Genomic DNA, 18593 nt, shown 5'->3' with positions numbered 1-18593 from the left:
GCGGAGACCAGCAGATCTCAGGGTGAGGCCCCCGCACGTGTTGACGCAGACCACCTCCCGCGTGCTCGAACCGAGCGACCTGGACGCCGCGCTCGCCGTCCTCGACCGCGAGCCGGTCGCCAACGCCTTCGTGACCGCACGCGTGCAGATCGCCGGCCTCGACCCGTGGCGCCTGGGCGGCGAGATGTGGGGCTGGTACGAGCACGGCATGCTGACCTCGCTCTGCTACGCCGGAGCCAACCTCGTCCCCATCTGCGCCACCTCGCGCGCCGTCCGCGCCTTCGCCGACCGCGCCCGGCGGGCCGGCCGCCGCTGCTCCTCGATCGTCGGCCCCGCCGAACCGACCGCCCAGCTGTGGCGGCTGCTCGAACCGGGTTGGGGCCCGGCCCGCGAGGTCCGCGCCCACCAGCCCCTCATGGTCACCGACCACCTCCCCGACGACATCGCCCCGGACCCCTACGTCCGCCGCGTCCGCAAGGACGAGATGGACCGGATCATGCCGGCCTGCGTGGCGATGTTCACCGAGGAGGTCGGCATCTCCCCGATGGCCGGCGACGGCGGACTGCTCTACCAGGCCCGGGTCGCCGAACTCGTCGGCTCCGGCCGCTCCTTCGCCCGCTTCGACGCCGACGGCAAGGTCGTCTTCAAGGCCGAGATCGGCGCCGCCACCGACCGCGCCTGCCAGATCCAGGGCGTGTGGGTGGCCCCCGAGTACCGCGGCAAGGGCCTGGCGGCACCCGGCATGGCGGCGGTCCTGCGCTATGCCCTCGCGGACATCGCCCCGGTGGCGAGCCTCTACGTCAACGACTTCAACACCGCGGCACGACGGACGTACCTCCGCGTCGGGTTCCAAGAAGTGGGCGCCTTCATGAGCGTCCTGTTCTGAGCCCGCAACCGCCCCTCGCACATCACCTGCACCAGCACCACAACCGGAACGCCCCTGTAGGCTCCCCGGCATGGACCTCGTGATCGGCCCACTGGACCTCTCCGCGCACGTGGACGAGGCCCTGGCGGTCCAAGCCGCCGCGTTCGGCCTCGGCCCCGACGAGGTGGCCGTCCGCCGTCAGATCGTCCTGCGCCACATGACCCACCCGGGCGCCAGAGCCCTCGGTGCCACCGTCCGGGGCCGACTCGTCGGCTTCGTCTACGGCATGCCCAACGACCGCGCCCACTGGTGGTCCACCGTCGTCGAGCCCTACCTCCGCGCCCAGGGCACCGACGACTGGCTCGACGACTCCTTCGTCATCACGGAACTCCACGTCCACCCGGCGCACCAGAACCGCGGCGCGGGCCGCGCCCTGATCACCACGATCACCGACGCCGCCACCGAGCCCCGCTCGATCCTCTCCGCCATCGACACCGAGAGCCCGGCCCGCGGCCTCTACCGCTCCCTCGGCTACCAGGACCTCGCCCGCCGGGTCCTCTTCCCCAGCGCCCCCAAGCCGTACGCGGTGATGGGCGCCACGCTCCCGCTGCGCAGGCGGTCACCAGCCGGTCGATAACCGATTTCCACCGCACCGGACCACCCGGCTAACCTCCTAGCACCACCCTTACGCAGCAGGAGACACGAGAACCATGGCCAACGCACCGGTCCAGCGCATGTCGAAGTTGATGGCGAAGACGCTGCGCGACGACCCGGCGGACGCCGAGGTCCTCAGCCACAAGCTGCTGGTCCGCGCCGGCTACGTGCGCCGCACCGCCGCCGGCCTGTGGAGCTGGCTGCCGCTCGGCAAGAAGGTCCTCGGCAACATCGAGCGCATCGTCCGCGAGGAGATGGACGCCATCGGCGCCCAGGAGGTCCAGCTCCCCGCCCTGCTGCCGCGCGAGCCCTACGAGGCCACCGGCCGCTGGGAGGAGTACGGCCCCGAGCTGTTCCGCCTCCAGGACCGCAAGGGCGGCGACTACCTCCTCGGCCCCACCCACGAGGAGATCTTCACCCTCCTGGTCAAGGACCAGGCGTCCTCCTACAAGGACCTGCCGGTCATCCTCTACCAGATCCAGAACAAGTACCGCGACGAGGCCCGCCCCCGGGCCGGCATCCTGCGCGGCCGCGAGTTCCTCATGAAGGACTCCTACTCCTTCGACGTCGCCGACGAGGGCCTCGCCGAGTCCTACGCCCTGCACCGCGCCGCCTACCAGCGCATCTTCGAGCGCCTCGGCCTCGACTACCGCATCGTCGCGGCCACCGCCGGCGCCATGGGCGGCTCCAAGTCCGAGGAGTTCCTGGCCCCCGCCGAGGCCGGCGAGGACACCTTCGCGGACTGCCCGAACTGCGACTACGCCGCCAACACCGAGGCGATCACCTACGCCCTCACCCCCACGGATGCCACCGGCATCCCCGCGGCCGAGGACATCCCGACCCCCGACACCCCCACCATCGAGACCCTGGCCGCCTCCCTCGGCGTCGAGGCCTCCGCCACCCTCAAGAACCTCCTCGTCAAGGTGGACGGCGAGATCGTCGCCGTGGGCGTGCCCGGCGACCGCGAGGTCGACATGGACAAGGTCGAGGCGCACTTCGCCCCCGCCGCCGTCGAACTGGTCACCGCCGAGGACTTCGTCGGCCGCCCCGACCTCGTCCGCGGCTACGTCGGCCCGCAGGGCCTGGGCGAGAAGGTCAAGTACATCGCCGACCCCCGCGTCGCGCCCGGCACCGCGTGGATCACGGGCGCCAACAAGGCCGACACCCACGCCAAGAACGTCGTGGCGGGCCGCGACTTCGAAGTCGACACCTACGTCGACGTCGTCGTCGTCCGGGAGGGCGACCCCTGCCCCAACTGCGGCACCGGCCTGAAGCTGGACCGCGCCATCGAGATCGGCCACATCTTCCAGCTGGGCCGCAAGTACGCCGACGCCCTCAAGCTCGACGTCCTCGGCCAGAACGGCAAGCCGGCCCGCGTCACCATGGGCTCCTACGGCATCGGCGTCTCCCGCGCGGTGGCCGCCCTCGCCGAGCAGCACGCCGACGACAAGGGCCTCGTCTGGTCCAAGGAGGTCGCCCCGGCCGACGTCCACGTCGTCGCCGCGGGCAAGGCCCTGCAGACCGAGCTGGCCCTGGAAGTCTCCGACAAGCTCGCCGCGGCCGGCGTCCGCGTCCTGGTGGACGACCGCGCGGGGCTCTCCCCGGGCGTGAAGTTCACCGACGCGGAACTCATCGGCGTCCCCCAGATCCTGGTGGCGGGCCGCCGCTCCGCCGAGGGCGTGGTCGAACTGAAGGACCGCCGCACGGGCGAGCGCGAGGAAGTAACGGTCGAGGAGGCCCTCACCCGCCTCACCAGCTGACCACCGTGGGAGTGGGCGCGGGGTGGGTCGCGTGGTCCGGTGTTTGCCGGGTGCCCGGCGTGGGTGTGGGCGCGGGGGTGGGGAGCGCGGGCCGGCGCTTGCCGGGTGCCGCTGCGCCCACCCGTGCCGCCCCAGCGGCACGACTGCCCGCAGCTACGGCGGGGAGCCGCGTACGGCGGGACGGGGCAGCGACGGTGGGCGGCCGGCAGTCGCGTACGGCGAGAAGGGGTCGTGTCGGGGGGTGTCCGCCCGCAGCGGTTGGCGCGTNTGTGGCCGACCGATTCCGCGCCGTTCCGAGGACGGACACCCCCCGGCGCGGCCCCGACCCACCACCGAACCCAAGGCGCTACGCGCACCCCACCCCACCCGCACAGGCCGCCGCAGGCACCCCGCACAGGCGCCGCAGGCACCGTCACAACCAGCCCGCGAACTCCAGCAACAGCTCCGCGTCCCGCTCCCGCCCCACCCGCCGGGCCCGCACCCCCGACTCGACCGCCCGGAACAGCGTCCAGCCACGCAGCCGCTCCTGATCGACCTCCAGCGACTCCGCGAGCCGCTTGATCCGCCGCCGCGTGGTCGACGCCCCCGACGGCTGGGCGATCAGATCCTCCACCCGGTCCCGCACCAGCCGCGCCAGATCGAACGCGCTCTCCCCGACCACCGGATCGGGCCCCACCGCCAGCCACGGCATCCGATCCCCGGCGAGCACCTTGCTCTGCCGGAACGTCCCGTGCAGCAGTCGCTGCTCCGGCGGCGCGGCCACAAGCTCCTCGCGAGCCGCGAGCGCCGCGTCCACCAACGGCGTCACCTCGGCGTCCGCCGCCGCTCCCGCCCGCATCGCCTCGGCCTGCCGCCCGGTCCGCTCGGCCACGGTCTCGAAGGGATGAGAGGCGGGCGGCTCCACCCACAGCCGCCGCAACGTCCCCGCGGCCTCCAGCAACGCCTTCGCCTCCGGCAACGACCGCACCGACACGTCCGGATGCAGCCGCTCAAGCAGCAGCACGCCCTCCTCGGCCTTCTCCTCGGCCCCTTCCTCGCGCAACTGCACGGCGCCCAGCCCACCCCAGTGCGCGAGCGCGGCCCGCTCGCTTCCCGGACGCGCCCGGCGCGGGGCGAGCTTCAGCACCGCGGGCATTCCCTCAGCCGTCCGCACCAGCACCACCAGGCTGCTGCGCCCGCCGGGCACCTGCACCCGCTCGACGGTCAACTCGCGCACCGCCACGGCCCGCTCCGCCGCTTCGGGCAGCTTCGCCAACCAGCCGTCACCGCCCGGTGCCCTCTCGCCGAGCGCCCTGATCAAACGCCGCGGCGGTTCGAAAGCCATGCGCGAGCCGTTCCCTTCCCGTACGGAAAGCCGTACGCGTTACGCAGTCGGTGAAGCCGTCGCCGGTGCCGTCGCCGTCTCGGAGGCATCCGGAGCAGGACCCTGCCCGGTCGGCGTGCCGGCCCGCTCGGCGAGCCCAGGGAAGGCTACGCTCCCGCCCCGCCAGCGCGCCGCGCGGACCGCCGCCTCGCGCAGCGCACCGGCCGCCGTGGCCCGCCCGTCGCCCTCGGCCGCCCGCACCAGGTCGGAATAGACCCCGGCCACCCGGTCCTCCAGCTCGGCCGCCAGCCGCACCGCCGCCGCCGAGTCCGGCACCGAGAACGGGAGCGCGTACCCCGCCGCCGCGGCGACCGGTTCGCCGCCCAGGTCCCGCACGTCGCGCGCCAGCGCGTCCCGCCGCGCCCGGTGCGCGTCGTACGCCGCCCGCGCCTCGGTGCGCCGCTCCTCGCCGATCCGCCCGCCGACGACCCCGTAGCCGTACACCGCCGCGTGCTCCGCCGCCAGCGCCGCCTGGAGGGCGTCCAGCCGCCCGTCTTCCGCCTTGCTCACCCGTGACCCTCCGTCAGCAGAAACACGTGGGCCGCCCCGGCCGCCGCGACCGAGGCCAGCAGCCGCGCCGACTCACCCGGCACGTCGAGCAGCGCCCCGGCCCGCCGGTCGGCCAGTTTCCGCTCGGCGTCGGCGAGCAGGGCCAGGGCGCCCTTCTCGTCCGCCGGCACGGCACCGGAGTCACGGGCCGTCGGCCCGGCGGCCCGCGCGGAGACGGAGGGCGAGGCCGAAGGCGACGCGGTCGACGACGCCTTCGGCGAGGCCGCCCGCACACCACCGAACACCTCCGCGTGCCGTACGACCTCCTCCCGCAGCGGCCCCAGTCGCTCCGCCAGCCCGGGATGGGCCGCGATCACCGCCGCGTACCGCTCGGCCAGCGCCTCGCTGTCCCGGGCCGCACGCACGCGTGCCCGGTCGGCCGCCGACGGGCCGGCCCCGGGGTCGTCGGAGTCCGGGCCCCCGGTACAGCCGACGAGCAGGGCGGCCCCGGCGGCCGACGCGAGCAGGCTCCTTCTGCGCGGCCCCCGGGGCGGGCGCGGCGATGGGGAAAGCGACACGGCAGACGTCCTCGACAGGCTCGTACGGAAGCGGCGGCAAAGCGACGGCAGAGCGACGGGCGACGCGGCGGTAACCCGCGGTGCGGCCTGCGGCCTGCCCGTGATCACGGTACCCGTGCCCCGCCCGGGCACCACTCATCGGCACCACGGGCCCCGGGCGGGCACCACCGCCCCGGGCGGGCACCACCGCCCGGGCGGGCACCACCGCACCCGGACTGCCACCACCGCACCGTGACGCGCACCACCGCTCCCGGGTGGGCCCCCGCCCCGAGACGCGCACCACCGCTCCCGGGTGGCCCCGCACCGTGACGCGCACCACCGCTCCCGGGTGGCCCCGCACCGTGACGCGCACCCCCGCACCGGACCGCCACCACCGGACGGGGTGGACGGCAACACCCCCCGCGACCGGATACCCTTTGACCAGACACGCGCACCGTCCCACAACAGCACACGCGGCCGAGGAGTCACCCGGATGAGCACCACCCAGAGCGAGAGGCTGCGAGAGCTGCTGGAGCCGCTCGTCGCCTCCCAGGGACTGGACCTCGAAGAGATCGCGGTGGACTCGGTCGGCCGCAGGCGTGTGCTGAGCGTGGTCGTCGACTCCGACACCGGAGCGGACCTGGACCGGATCGCCGATGTGAGCCGCGCGCTCTCGGCGAAGCTCGACGAGACCGACGCGATGGGCGAGGGCGAGTACACCCTCGAGGTCGGCACCCCGGGCGCGGAGCGTCCCCTCACCCAGCACCGCCACTACGTGCGCGCCACGGGCCGCCTGGTGCGGTTCCAGCTGCACGAGGGCGGCGAACTGGTCGCCCGCATCCTCGCCGTGGACGAGGACGGCCTCGACCTCGAAGTACCAGGGGTCAAGGGCCGCAAGGCCACCACCCGCAGACTGCCCTTCGGCGACATCGACAAGGCACGCGTCCAGGTCGAGTTCAACCGCAAGGACGACAGCACCAAGAACGTCAAGAACGACAAGAACGACAAGAACGACGAGACGAAAGAGGAGGAGGCGTAGCCGTGGACATCGACATGAGCGCCCTGCGGGGCTTGGTACGGGAGAAGGAGATCTCCTTCGACCTGCTGGTCGAAGCGATCGAGTCGGCCCTCCTCATCGCCTACCACCGCACAGAGGGAAGCCGCCGGCACGCGCGCGTGGAGCTCGACCGGAACACCGGCCATGTGACCGTGTGGGCGAAGGAGGACCCCGACGACCTCGAGGAGGGCCAGGCGGCCCGCGAGTTCGACGACACCCCGTCCGACTTCGGCCGCATCGCCGCCACCACCGCCAAGCAGGTCATCCTGCAGCGGCTGCGCGACGCCGAGGACGACGCGACGCTCGGCGAGTACGCCGGCCGTGAGGGCGACATCGTCACCGGCGTGGTCCAGCAGGGCCGCGACCCGAAGAACGTGCTGGTCGACATCGGCAAGCTGGAGGCCATCCTGCCGGTGCAGGAGCAGGTGCCGGGCGAGAGCTACCCGCACGGCACGCGGCTGCGGTCCTACGTCGTCCGCGTGGCCAAGGGCGTGCGCGGCCCGTCCGTGACGCTGTCGCGCACGCACCCCAACCTGGTGAAGAAGCTGTTCGCCCTCGAGGTGCCGGAGATCGCCGACGGGTCCGTCGAGATCTCCGCGATCGCCCGCGAGGCCGGCCACCGCACCAAGATCGCCGTACGCTCCACCCGCTCGGGTCTGAACGCCAAGGGCGCCTGCATCGGCCCCATGGGCGGCCGGGTGCGCAACGTCATGGGCGAGCTGAACGGCGAGAAGATCGACATCGTCGACTGGTCGGACGACCCGGCCGAGATGGTGGCGAACGCGCTCTCCCCGGCCCGCGTCTCCAAGGTGGAGGTCGTGGACCTGGCGGCCCGCTCCGCACGCGTGATCGTGCCCGACTACCAGCTGTCGCTGGCCATCGGCAAGGAAGGCCAGAACGCCAGGCTCGCCGCCCGGCTGACCGGCTGGCGGATCGACATCCGCCCGGACACCGAGCAGCCGGACGACCAGCCGTCGGAGTAGCCGGGGAATAGATCCAAGCCGCACGCCGCTGAGACCACGACAGCTTCGCGTGCGGCGCGTGTTCGATTCCTGCCCCGGAGGGGTGGGGTCGGTACGGGGAGGTAGACTTAGAAGTGTCTGGCCGGACACGTACCCGAGCATGCCCCGAGCGCACCTGCGTGGGGTGCCGGGAGCGAGCGGTCAAGAGCGAGCTGCTGCGCACCGTCGCGGTCGAGGGTCATTGCACCCCCGATCCACGCGGTACGCTGCCCGGCCGGGGTGCGTACGTACATCCCGTGCCGGTCTGTGTCGACCAGGCAGTGCGCCGCAAGGCGTTCCCGCGGGCGCTCCGCGTCCCGGGTCCGCTCGACGTAAAGGCGTTGCGCCACTACGTCGAGCAGGCACAAGGTTGCAGCACGGTTGCTGAAAGCAGCATGTGAGCAACGTGGTAAGGAAGACATGCCGCGCGGAACCCCGCGCGGTCTGGTACCTCGCGAGTCGAAAGCAGGTCGAGATTGCGATGAGCACTCGATGAGTACGCGATGAGTACGCCCATGAACTAGCGACGGTCCGGACGCAACCCGGACCTCAGAGGAGCGAAGTGGCTAAGGTCCGGGTCTACGAACTCGCCAAGGAGTTCGGCGTCGAGAGCAAGGTCGTCATGGCCAAGCTCCAGGAACTCGGTGAATTCGTCCGTTCGGCGTCTTCGACGATCGAAGCGCCCGTAGTACGCAAGCTGACAGACGCCTTCCAGCAGGGTGGTGGAAACGGCCGGTCCGCCGGTCGTCCCGCGGCCCCGAAGAAGGCTGCCCCCAGGCCGTCGGCGCCCTCCCCGGCGCAGGCGGCCCGCCCGGCTGCGCCCCGTCCGGGTCCCGCGGCTCCGTCGGCCCCCAAGCCGCCGGCCGCCCAGCAGCCCGCGGCTCCGTCGGCCCCCGCGCCGGCTCCGTCCCAGGGCCAGCGTCCGACGCCGGGCCCCAAGCCCGCGCCGCGTCCGGCCCCGGCCGCGCCGGAGTTCACCGCTCCGCCGGCGGCCCCGGCCGCTTCGTCCCCGGCCGCTTCGTCCCCGGCTCCGGCCGGTCCGAAGCCCGGTGGCGCGCGTCCCGGTGCCCCCAAGCCCGGCGGTGCCCGTCCGTCCGGTCCGGGTCAGGACCGTGGTCAGCAGGGCGGCCAGGGCCGTCCCGGCGGCCAGCGTCCCGGTGCCCCGGGCCAGCGTCCCGGCGGCCGTCCCGGCGGTCCGCGTCCGGGCAACAATCCCTTCACCTCCGGCGGCAACGCCGGCATGGCGCGCCCGCAGGCGCCCCGTCCGCAGGGCGGTCCCCGTCCGGGCGGTCCGGGTGCTCCCGGCGGCGGTCCGCGTCCGCAGGGTCCCGGCGGCCAGGGCGGCGGTCCCCGTCCCCAGGCTCCGGGCGGCAACCGCCCGACCCCGGGCTCGATGCCGCGTCCGCAGGGCGGCCAGGGCGGTCCCCGTCCCGGTGGTCCGCGTCCGAACCCCGGCATGATGCCGCAGCGTCCCGCTGCCGGCCCGCGTCCCGGCCCCGGTGGCGGCGGTCGCGGTCCCGGCGGTGCCGGTCGTCCCGGCGGCGGCGGTCGTCCCGGTGGCGGCGGCTTCGCCGGCCGTCCCGGTGGCGGTGGCGGTGCCGGTCGTCCGGGTGGCGGCGGCGGTTTCGCCGGTCGTCCCGGCGGTGGCTTCGGTGGCGGCGGCGGCCGTCCCGGCTTCGGCGGTCGTCCCGGCGGTCCGGGTGGCCGTGGTGGCACGCAGGGCGCCTTCGGTCGTCCCGGCGGTCCCGCGCGTCGCGGTCGCAAGTCGAAGCGGCAGAGGCGCCAGGAGTACGAGGCCATGCAGGCCCCGTCGGTCGGCGGCGTGATGCTGCCTCGCGGCAACGGCGAGACCATTCGCCTGTCGCGCGGTGCTTCGCTCACCGACTTCGCGGAGAAGATCAACGCCAACCCGGCGTCGCTCGTCGCGGTCATGATGAACCTCGGCGAGATGGTCACCGCGACCCAGTCCGTCTCCGACGAGACGCTCCAGCTCCTCGCCGGCGAGATGAACTACACGGTTCAGATCGTCAGCCCGGAGGAGGAGGACCGCGAGCTGCTCGAGTCCTTCGACCTGGAGTTCGGCGAGGACGAGGGCTCCGAGGAGGACCTGGTCGTCCGTCCGCCGGTCGTGACCGTCATGGGTCACGTCGACCACGGTAAGACCCGGCTCCTCGACGCCATCCGCAAGACGAACGTCATCGCGGGCGAGGCCGGCGGCATCACCCAGCACATCGGTGCCTACCAGGTCGCGACCGAGGTCAACGACGAAGAGCGCAAGATCACCTTCATCGACACCCCGGGTCACGAGGCGTTCACCGCCATGCGTGCCCGCGGTGCCCGGTCGACCGACATCGCGATCCTGGTCGTCGCGGCCAACGACGGCGTCATGCCGCAGACGGTCGAGGCGCTCAACCACGCCAAGGCGGCCGAGGTCCCGATCGTCGTCGCGGTCAACAAGATCGACGTCGAGGGTGCCGACCCGACCAAGGTGCGCGGTCAGCTGACCGAGTACGGCCTGGTGGCCGAGGAGTACGGCGGCGACACCATGTTCGTCGACATCTCCGCCAAGCAGGGTCTGCACATCGACTCCCTGCTGGAGGCCGTGGTCCTCACCGCGGACGCCTCGCTCGACCTGCGGGCCAACCCGGTCCAGGACGCGCAGGGCATCTCGATCGAGTCCCGTCTCGACCGCGGCCGCGGTGCCGTGGCGACGGTCCTCGTGCAGCGAGGCACCCTGCGGGTCGGCGACACGATGGTGGTGGGCGACGCCTACGGCCGCGTCCGCGCCATGCTCGACGACAACGGCAACAACGTCGCCGAGGCCGGTCCCTCGACGCCGGTCCAGGTCCTGGGCCTGACCAACGTCCCGGGCGCCGGTGACAACTTCATCGTGGTCGAGGAGGACCGTACGGCCCGCCAGATCGCGGAGAAGCGCGCCGCCCGCGAGCGGAACGCGGCGTTCGCCAAGCGCACGCGCCGCGTGTCGCTGGAGGACCTGGACAAGGTGCTGAAGGCCGGCGAGGTCCAGCAGCTGAACCTGATCATCAAGGGCGACGCGTCCGGATCGGTCGAGGCGCTGGAATCCTCCCTGCTCCAGCTGGACGTCGGCGAAGAGGTCGACATCCGCGTCCTGCACCGCGGCGTCGGTGCGGTCACGGAGTCCGACATCGACCTGGCGATGGGTTCCGACGCCATCGTGATCGGCTTCAACGTGCGCGCCGCCGGGCGTGCCGCGCAGATGGCCGAGCGCGAAGGTGTGGACGTCCGGTACTACTCGGTCATCTACCAGGCGATCGAGGAGATCGAGGCGGCCCTCAAGGGCATGCTCAAGCCGGAGTACGAAGAGGTCGAGCTGGGCACGGCGGAGATCCGCGAGGTCTTCCGCTCCTCCAAGCTGGGCAACATCGCGGGTGTTCTCATCCGCTCCGGCGAGGTCAAGCGCAACACCAAGGCGCGCCTCCTGCGCGATGGCAAGGTCATCGCGGAGAACCTCAACATCGAGGGTCTGCGTCGCTTCAAGGACGACGTCACCGAGATCCGCGAAGGCTTCGAGGGCGGTATCAACCTCGGAAACTTCAACGACATCAAGGTCGACGACGTCATCGCGACGTACGAGATGCGCGAGAAGCCGCGGGTGTAAGTACCGCGACTTCCGGGAGTGACCGGTCCGGGGCCGGTCGGCGGAGCACAATATCCGTCGATCGGCCCCGGCCGTTCGTTGTACGGTTCTGATGTCCCCGCCCGTTCACGGCGGGGCCATCGATCCCGGACCGGCGGGTGAACCGGTTGCACATGTATGTGGGGACGCTGTCCTTCGACCTCCTCCTCGGCGACGTACATTCGCTGAAGGAGAAGCGCTCCGTCGTCCGCCCGATCGTCGCCGAGCTCCAGCGGAAGTACGCGGTGAGCGCGGCGGAGGTGGAGCACATGAACCTCCATCGCCGGGCGGTCGTCGGCCTGGCCATGGTGTCCGGCGACGCGGGCCACCTCAGCGACGTACTCGACCGGTGCGAACGGCTGGTGGCCGGCCGTCCCGAGGTGGAACTGCTGTCCGTCAGGCGGCGCTTCCACGGCGACGACGACTGACCAGATCGGGCAGAAGACCAGATCAGGCAAGAGAAGAAAGAACGGGAGACGGACCAGTGGCCGACAACGCGCGGGCGAAAAGGCTGGCGGACCTCATCCGAGAGGTGGTGGCCCAGAAGCTGCAGCGCGGGATCAAGGACCCGCGGCTCGGCTCGCACGTCACCATCACGGACACCCGGGTCACGGGCGACCTGCGGGAGGCGACCGTCTTCTACACGGTCTACGGGGACGACGAGGAGCGGAAGGCCGCCTCGGCGGGCCTGGAGAGCGCCAAGGGCATCCTGCGCTCCGAGGTCGGCAAGGCGGCGGGCGTGAAGTTCACGCCGACCCTGGCCTTCGTCATGGACGCCCTGCCGGACACCGCCCGCAACATCGAGGACCTCCTCGACAAGGCGAGGCAGTCCGACGAGAAGGTGCGCGAGGCGTCCGCAGGCGCCGCGTACGCGGGTGACGCGGACCCGTACCGCAAGCCGGACGAGGACGAGACCGAGGCCGACGAGACGGACGACACCGCTAAATGACCGACAAGCACACCACGCCCGACGGCCTTGTCATCGTCGACAAGCCGTCGGGCTTCACTTCGCACGACGTCGTCGCCAAGATGCGGGGCATCGCCCGCACCCGGCGCGTCGGGCACGCCGGCACGCTCGACCCGATGGCGACGGGCGTCCTGGTCCTCGGTGTGGAGCGGGCGACCAAACTCCTCGGGCACCTCGCCCTCACCGAGAAGGAGTACTTGGGCACCATCAGGCTCGGACAGACGACGCTGACCGACGACGCCGAGGGCGAGATCACGGGGTCGCAGGACGCCTCGAAGGTCACTCGGGAGGCGATCGACGCCGGCGTCGCCAAGCTGAGCGGCGACATCATGCAGGTGCCGTCCAAGGTCAGCGCCATCAAGATCAAGGGCGTGCGCTCCTACAAGCGGGCACGCGAGGGCGAGGACTTCGAGATCCCCGCCCGCCCCGTCACCGTCTCCTCCTTCGCGGTGTACGACGTCCGGGACGCCGTCGCCGACGACGGCACCCCGGTGCTCGACCTGGTGGTCTCGGTGACCTGCTCCTCCGGCACCTACATCCGGGCCCTGGCCCGCGACCTGGGCGCCGGCCTCGGCGTCGGCGGGCACCTCACGGCGCTGCGCCGCACCCGTGTCGGGCCCTACAAGCTGGACGGCGCCCGGACGCTGGACCAGCTGCAGAAGGAGCTCACCGTCATGCCCGTCGCGGAAGCGGCCGGTGCCGCCTTCCCGCGCTGGGACGTGGACACCAAGCGGGCCCGGCTGCTCACCAACGGCGTACGGCTGGAGATGCCCGAGGAGTACACGGGCGCCGGTGCCGTCGCCGTCTTCGGTCCCGAGGGACGCCTCCTCGCCCTCGTGGAGGCGCACAAGGGCAAGGCGAAGAGCCTGGCCGTCTTCGGCTGAGCCGACGCACCGTCACATCCGCCCGTGGAGCGGCGATCACGGGGACTACCACTGTCGCCGCTCCACGGTCCCCCCTCGGTTCCCCCACCCCCTAGGGTGTATCCAACCCACCCCTTCTGTTCACCCGTCCGGGCAGGCGCTCGGAGTGAACCGGGGGAGTGGAAGGGGGCGCGTTCGCCACGGCATCTGTCCCGCTGATCATCACGCGCCTACCGTCGAACACACAGCACGGGTGTACGGCGGGGAGGTTCGACGATGGCGTCGCGCAACCGGTCCCGGGAGGTGACGGGCGGCACGGTGGGGGAGCGGCCCGGGGGCGGCTCCCGGGAGGCGCGAGGCGGCCCCCCGGCCGTCCGGGAGGCCGATCCGGCGGGGCACGCGCCCGACGCCGCCCTGATCCGCGTCCACGACCTCGCCGGCCGCCCCCGCGGCACGGGATTCGTCGCCGACCACCACGGCACGGTGCTCACCAGCCACGAAGCGGTCGACGGCCTGTCCCGGCTGGTCCTGAGCACCGCCGGGGGCCGCCGCCGCGTCGTGGCCGCCGCCGACGTGACCCCGCTGCCCGCCCTCGGTCTGGCCCTCGTCCGCGCCGGGGGCCTCGGCGTCGACCCGCTGCCCCTGACCGCGCGGGACCGCGTCGAGGCCGGGACCTACGTCCGTATCGCCGCGGGCGGCTGGCGCGAGGCCCGGGTCCTGGGCGCCACCGACGTCACCTACACGGCCACCGACCGCTTCCACCTCCTCGGCGACGCCCTGGAACTCGCCGTCGGCACCTCCGGACGGGACGCCCTGCGGCTGGGCGGCGGCGCGGCCGGCGGACCCGTCCTCGACGTGACGACCGGCGCCGTCCTCGGCGTCCTCGGCACCGCCCTCAGCTCCGGCCACAGCGACGTCGGCTTCGCCGTACCGCTGCGCCGTGCGGCCACGGGCCCGCTCGCCCGCCTCCTCGCCGAGAACGCGGCGACGGTCCCGGCGTACGGCGCCGACCTCAACCTGGCCGGTGTGCTCGCCCTCACGGCGACATCGGTCACGGAGGGGAACCCCGCTGCCGGTGCGGGCGGCGTATCCGGCGTGGCGCAGCCGGTGGAACGCGCGGGGACGGCCCGCGAGTTCGCCGCCTTCACCGCGAGCCCCGCCCACGTCCTCGGCCTGGTCGGAGCGCCGGGCAGCGGCCGTACGACCGAGCTGGCGGCCCTCGCCGCCCGCCGTTCCGGGGGCAGGGAAGCGGCGCCCACGCTGTGGCTGCGCGGGGCCGATCTGCACGACGACGACATGTCGCTGGCGGACGCGGCCCGCCGGACGCTGGCCAGGGCAGCCCGCATCGTGGCCGCCTCGGACCCCTCCCGCCCCGCCGGCCTCGGCGACATCACCCCGGAACGCCTCGCCCACCTGGCCCGCGCGGCCGGACGGCCCCTCCTGGTCCTCCTCGACGGTCCCGAGGAGATGCCGCCCGTCCTGGCCCACCGCCTTCCCGAGTGGACCGAAGGCACGGCCACCTGGCTGCGGGAGACGAGAGCACGGCTCGTGGTGGCCTGCCGCGCGGAGTACTGGGAGCACGCGGGGGCGGAGTTCCCGAGGGGGCTGCTCTACGGACCGGACGCCGGGGGACAGGGGCGGGGTGCCGGTGACCGTGCGGCGGGGCCCGCGCGCGAGGGCCGGCTGCCCGGGCCGGCCGGGGGCGTGCGGGGTCTCCGGGAGCCGGTGTCAGGGGCGGCCGGCGGTGTGCCGCCGCTGGGAGCGGCCGACCGGGCGCCGGTGTCGGGGCCGGTCGGCGGAGCGCCGGCACCCGGGGCGGCCCGCGGGGCGCCGTGGCCGCCTCCCACCGTCGGTGAAGCGGGACCGGAACCGGTGTCCGGCACGGCAGCAGCGGGTTTCCCGCCCTGCGTCCGTCTCGGCGACCTGTGCGACGACGAGGCCCGGGAGGCGCGCGCACGCCACCGCGTACCGGAAGGCGTCCTGGCGGAACCGGACGCCGGGCACCCCCTCACCCTCCGCCTGCTCTCGGAGGTCCACGCCGCCCTCCCCGGCTCCCCGGCCCCGGTACCCGTCACCCGGGACGCGGTCTTCGCGGCCTACCTGGACCTGGTGTGCCTGCGCGTCGCGACCCGCCTGGCCGGGGAGAACGGCCTGCACGGCACCGCCGTGCGCCGGCTCGCTGCGAAGGTCTCCGGGCAGGTCCACGAGGCGGCCCGGCGCAGCCTCGGGCCGGGACAGGGCGGACTGGACCGGGAGTCCTTCGAGGCGCTGTTCCCGTGGGGACCGGCCCCGGCCCGGCTGGGCGGCGGCACCGGCTGGGCGCCGGCCGTGCTCGCCGAGGGCCTCTTCGTGCCCGCAGGCGGCGGCTACCGCTTCGCGCACGAGGAACTCGCCGACTGGATCCAGGGCACCCACCTCGACCTGGACGAGGCACTGCGTGCCCTCGTCCACCGCCGTGACACCCCGCACGGCACGCACAACCTCCCCGTACCGCACCACCGCATCGGCTCCGTCGTCGAGGCGGTCCTGCTCCTCGCCCGGCAGCACGGCGTCCCCCAACTCGCCCTGACCCTCGAAGAGCTGGTGCACGCCCTGGACCTCGACCCGCACTCCTGGTGGGCCGCCCGGCTGCTCGCCGAGGTGCTGACCCGCGTACCCGACGCGACGCCGTACACGGAGGTACTGCGACTGCTCGCCGACGGCATCGCGGAACGGGGCGGGGAAGGACAGCCGACGCCCCAGGTCTTCGGGCCCGCGTTCTGGACGGCCCTGCGCCTGCCCGAGCCCACCCGCCTGGACCTGCTGCGCCGCCTCGTCCTCGCCGACGGCCCCCCGCACGAGCCCGGCCCCCGCCACCTCGACACCGTGGCCGGGCTGCTCACCGCCGACCCCGCGGCCGTGCAACCGCTCCTCGTCCGCTGGTTCGACGACGAGCGGCCGCTGCCCGCCACCCCGCACGCCACCGTCGCGACGGCCGCGCAGGCGCTGCTGCACACCCACCGCCACCGCGGCCTGGACGGCCTCACCGAGGTGCTCGTCGACAGCGCGCACCGACGCGCCGACGAACTGCTCGCCGTCCTGGCCGAGGAGGAGCCGTCGGCGCTCTGCCGCGCGGTGGAGCGATGGGCCCGCGACGAGCGTCCCGCGCGGCAGACCGCGGCGGTCACCCACGGCCTGCGCGCCGCCCCGCACGCACGCAGCCGCGCCGACCGCACCCTGCTCCGCCACGCCGCCCTGATGCTGCTCGCCGGCCCCTCCGACAGCCTCCTGCGCGGCGGCGCACTCGCCCTGCTCGTCCAGGACCCGGGCTGCCGCGACCGCCACCTCCCCAGAGCCCTCGACCACTTCGCCGCCTGCGACCCGTACCTTCCGCCGAGCGCGGTGGCCGCCGCCCTGCCGACCCACCCCGAGCCCGTCCTCGAAGCCTTCCGGGCCCGCCTGCTCGGCCCGGACGCCGGTGAGGCGCTGCGCAGGCTCGCCGACGCCACCACGCCCGCGCTGGCCCACCGGGTGGCCGCCCTCGTCGGGCGGGCCGTGGCGGAGCGTCCCGAGACCGCCGGGCACCTGGCCGCGTACGTCGACCGGCGCCTCGACCGGGACCCCGCGCCCCGCGCCGTACTCCTCCCCCTGGTCACCCGCCTCCTGGACGAAGGTCCCGAGCCGGCGCGGGCCGCGCTCGCCGGAATCCTCGCCGCCGACGGCGCCGCGGCGGGCGCCCCGCTCCGCCGCGAACTGCGGGAGCACCTGTTCGCCCACGAGCACGAACCGGCCGTCCTGGACGCGCTGCTGCACGCGGCCGCCCGGTGCGACGGCGAGGAGGTGCGGGCCCTCGTCCACCGCACCGGGCTGCTCCTCGTCCGCACCCCGCACGGCGCCACCCGCTTCGACCGAGGCCTGGTCGACCTGGCCCGCCACCTCCCCGGGTTCGCCACCCGCCTGACCGGCTGGCTCACCGACGCGCCCCAGGACTGGGCCGCACTGGTGGGCCCGAGCACCCGCCGCACGATCGAGCACCTGGCGGGCGTCCGCGTCCCCGCCTGACCCCGGCCTCGGCCCACCCCGGCTTCGGCCCCACCCCGGCTTCGGCCCCACCCCGGCTTCGGCCCCACCCCGGCCTCTGGTGCGGCCCCGCCCCGAGGCAGGCCTCGCCCCCCGCCCCGCCTCGACCGCGGCCTCGGCTCCCACCGCGACCCCGACCCGGGCCACGCGGCGTGCACCCGGTCACAGCGCCGATGCCGATGCGGGCGGGAGCCGGACGGCATGGCACCCTTAGTCCTGCGCAAGGGTCACCACGGAAACCATGGAAACCACGGAAGCACCAAGGAGCGGACACAGTGCAGCGCTGGCGTGGCTTGGAGGACATCCCCGAGGACTGGGGACGCAGCGTCGTCACCATCGGCTCCTACGACGGCGTTCACCGCGGGCACCAGCTGATCATCAGGCACGCCGTGGACCGCGCCCGCGAGCTGGGCGTTCCCGCCGTCGTCGTCACCTTCGACCCGCACCCCAGCGAGGTCGTCCGCCCCGGCAGCCACCCGCCGCTGCTCGCCCCCCACCACCGCCGGGCCGAACTGATGGCGGACCTGGGCGTGGACGCGGTGCTGATCCTCCCCTTCACCAAGGAGTTCTCGAAGCTCTCCGCGTCCGACTTCGTGGTCAAGGTCCTGGTCGACCGGCTGCGCGCCAAGGCGGTCGTCGAGGGCCCCAACTTCCGCTTCGGCCACAAGGCCGCCGGGAACGTGGACTTCCTCACCGAGCAGGGCAAGGTCTACGACTTCGAGGTCGAGGTCGTCGACCTGTACGTCACCGGCGAGGCGGGCGGCGGCGAGCCGTTCTCCTCCACCCTGACCCGCCGCCTGGTCGCCGAGGGCGACGTGGCGGGCGCCGCCGAGATCCTGGGCCGCCCGCACCGCGTGGAGGGTGTGGTGGTGCGCGGCGCCCAGCGCGGCCGCGAGATGGGCTTCCCCACGGCCAACGTCGAGACCCTCCCGCACACCGCGATCCCGGCCGACGGCGTCTACGCCGGCTGGCTGCACGCCCAGGGCGAGGCGATGCCGGCCGCGATCTCCGTCGGCACCAACCCGCAGTTCGAGGGCACCGAGCGCACGGTCGAGGCGTACGCCATCGACCGCGTGGACCTCGAGCTGTACGGCCTGCACGTCGCCGTGGACTTCGTGGCCTTCGTACGCGGGCAGGCGAAGTTCGAGACGCTGGACGCGCTGCTCGTGCAGATGGCCGAGGACGTCGACAGGTGCCGCGAGATCACCGCGGCGGACGCGCCGCCCAGGCCCTGAGGCCGGCCGGTTTTCCCGCCAGCCGGCCAGCCCGCCAGCCGGCTAGCCCGTCAGCCCGGCATTTC

At 73.8% G+C, this 18593-nt stretch carries 15 protein-coding genes; 12 read left to right on the top strand and 3 right to left on the bottom strand.

Translation table 11 applies throughout. The annotated features are described in order from the left end of the window. The first annotated feature begins 37 nt into the window (after positions 1-37). From ABS735_RS28385 to ABS735_RS28375, 3 genes are all read left to right on the top strand, one after another. Positions 38-886, top strand: a complete 849-nt coding sequence (locus ABS735_RS28385) for a GNAT family N-acetyltransferase (RefSeq protein ID WP_373904327.1) — start codon at positions 38-40, stop codon at positions 884-886. A gap of 70 nt (positions 887-956) precedes the next feature. Continuing rightward, positions 957-1502 carry a GNAT family N-acetyltransferase gene (locus ABS735_RS28380; RefSeq protein WP_373904326.1) on the top strand — a complete coding sequence of 182 codons (546 nt, stop codon included), beginning with the start codon at positions 957-959 and terminating at the stop codon, positions 1500-1502. 73 nt (positions 1503-1575) lie between these two features. After that, positions 1576-3279 carry a proline--tRNA ligase gene (locus ABS735_RS28375; RefSeq protein ID WP_373904325.1) on the top strand — a complete coding sequence of 568 codons (1704 nt, stop codon included), beginning with the start codon at positions 1576-1578 and terminating at the stop codon, positions 3277-3279. A gap of 412 nt (positions 3280-3691) precedes the next feature. On the opposite strand, the gene ABS735_RS28370 is transcribed toward ABS735_RS28375, so the two are convergent. From ABS735_RS28370 to ABS735_RS28360, 3 genes are read right to left on the bottom strand one after another with little or no spacing between them, the layout of a single operon-like run. Continuing rightward, the gene (locus ABS735_RS28370; RefSeq protein ID WP_373901961.1) at positions 3692-4603 is read right to left on the bottom strand and encodes an aminoglycoside phosphotransferase family protein; all 912 of its coding nucleotides are present in this window, start codon (positions 4601-4603) and stop codon (positions 3692-3694) included. Positions 4604-4642: 39 nt separating this feature from the next. Beyond that, positions 4643-5152, bottom strand: coding sequence for a ferritin-like domain-containing protein (locus ABS735_RS28365; RefSeq protein WP_373901960.1), 510 nt, complete (start codon positions 5150-5152; stop codon positions 4643-4645). Continuing rightward, positions 5149-5709: a hypothetical protein gene (locus tag ABS735_RS28360; RefSeq protein WP_373901959.1), complete on the bottom strand. Its 561-nt coding sequence runs from the start codon at positions 5707-5709 to the stop codon at positions 5149-5151. The genes ABS735_RS28365 and ABS735_RS28360 overlap by 4 nt, the downstream gene beginning before the upstream one ends. 472 nt (positions 5710-6181) lie before the next feature. Between ABS735_RS28360 and rimP the strand changes: the two genes are divergently transcribed. The 9 genes from rimP to ABS735_RS28315 all read left to right on the top strand — a co-directional run bounded on the left by rimP (position 6182) and on the right by ABS735_RS28315 (position 18528). Next, complete coding sequence (gene rimP / locus ABS735_RS28355) at positions 6182-6727, top strand: ribosome maturation factor RimP (RefSeq protein ID WP_373901958.1); 546 nt, start codon at positions 6182-6184, stop codon at positions 6725-6727. Positions 6728-6729: 2 nt separating this feature from the next. After that, positions 6730-7728, top strand: a complete 999-nt coding sequence (gene nusA / locus ABS735_RS28350) for a transcription termination factor NusA (protein WP_373901957.1) — start codon at positions 6730-6732, stop codon at positions 7726-7728. Between the two features lie 113 nt (positions 7729-7841). Continuing rightward, on the top strand, positions 7842-8147 hold the full coding sequence (locus ABS735_RS28345; protein ID WP_373901956.1) for a YlxR family protein: 306 nt from the start codon (positions 7842-7844) through the stop codon (positions 8145-8147). Positions 8148-8308: 161 nt separating this feature from the next. Beyond that, the gene (gene infB, locus ABS735_RS28340; protein ID WP_373901955.1) at positions 8309-11386 is read left to right on the top strand and encodes a translation initiation factor IF-2; all 3078 of its coding nucleotides are present in this window, start codon (positions 8309-8311) and stop codon (positions 11384-11386) included. 152 nt (positions 11387-11538) lie between these two features. After that, positions 11539-11832: a DUF503 domain-containing protein gene (locus ABS735_RS28335; protein ID WP_061442259.1), complete on the top strand. Its 294-nt coding sequence runs from the start codon at positions 11539-11541 to the stop codon at positions 11830-11832. 56 nt (positions 11833-11888) lie between these two features. After that, positions 11889-12353 carry a 30S ribosome-binding factor RbfA gene (gene rbfA, locus ABS735_RS28330; protein WP_373901954.1) on the top strand — a complete coding sequence of 155 codons (465 nt, stop codon included), beginning with the start codon at positions 11889-11891 and terminating at the stop codon, positions 12351-12353. After that, complete coding sequence (gene truB, locus ABS735_RS28325) at positions 12350-13255, top strand: tRNA pseudouridine(55) synthase TruB (protein ID WP_373901953.1); 906 nt, start codon at positions 12350-12352, stop codon at positions 13253-13255. The genes rbfA and truB overlap by 4 nt, the downstream gene beginning before the upstream one ends. 255 nt (positions 13256-13510) lie before the next feature. Continuing rightward, positions 13511-17275 (top strand): trypsin-like peptidase domain-containing protein, encoded by a 3765-nt coding sequence (locus tag ABS735_RS28320; RefSeq protein ID WP_373901952.1) that lies wholly within the window; start codon positions 13511-13513, stop codon positions 17273-17275. A 293-nt stretch (positions 17276-17568) separates the two neighbouring features. Then, on the top strand, positions 17569-18528 hold the full coding sequence (locus ABS735_RS28315; protein WP_373901951.1) for a bifunctional riboflavin kinase/FAD synthetase: 960 nt from the start codon (positions 17569-17571) through the stop codon (positions 18526-18528). Positions 18529-18593 lie beyond the last annotated feature (65 nt).

The sequence above is a fragment of the Streptomyces sp. MMCC 100 genome, assembly GCF_041538145.2.
In the GTDB taxonomy this organism is placed as follows: domain Bacteria; phylum Actinomycetota; class Actinomycetes; order Streptomycetales; family Streptomycetaceae; genus Streptomyces.
This window is presented reverse-complemented; position numbering and strand designations above follow the sequence as displayed.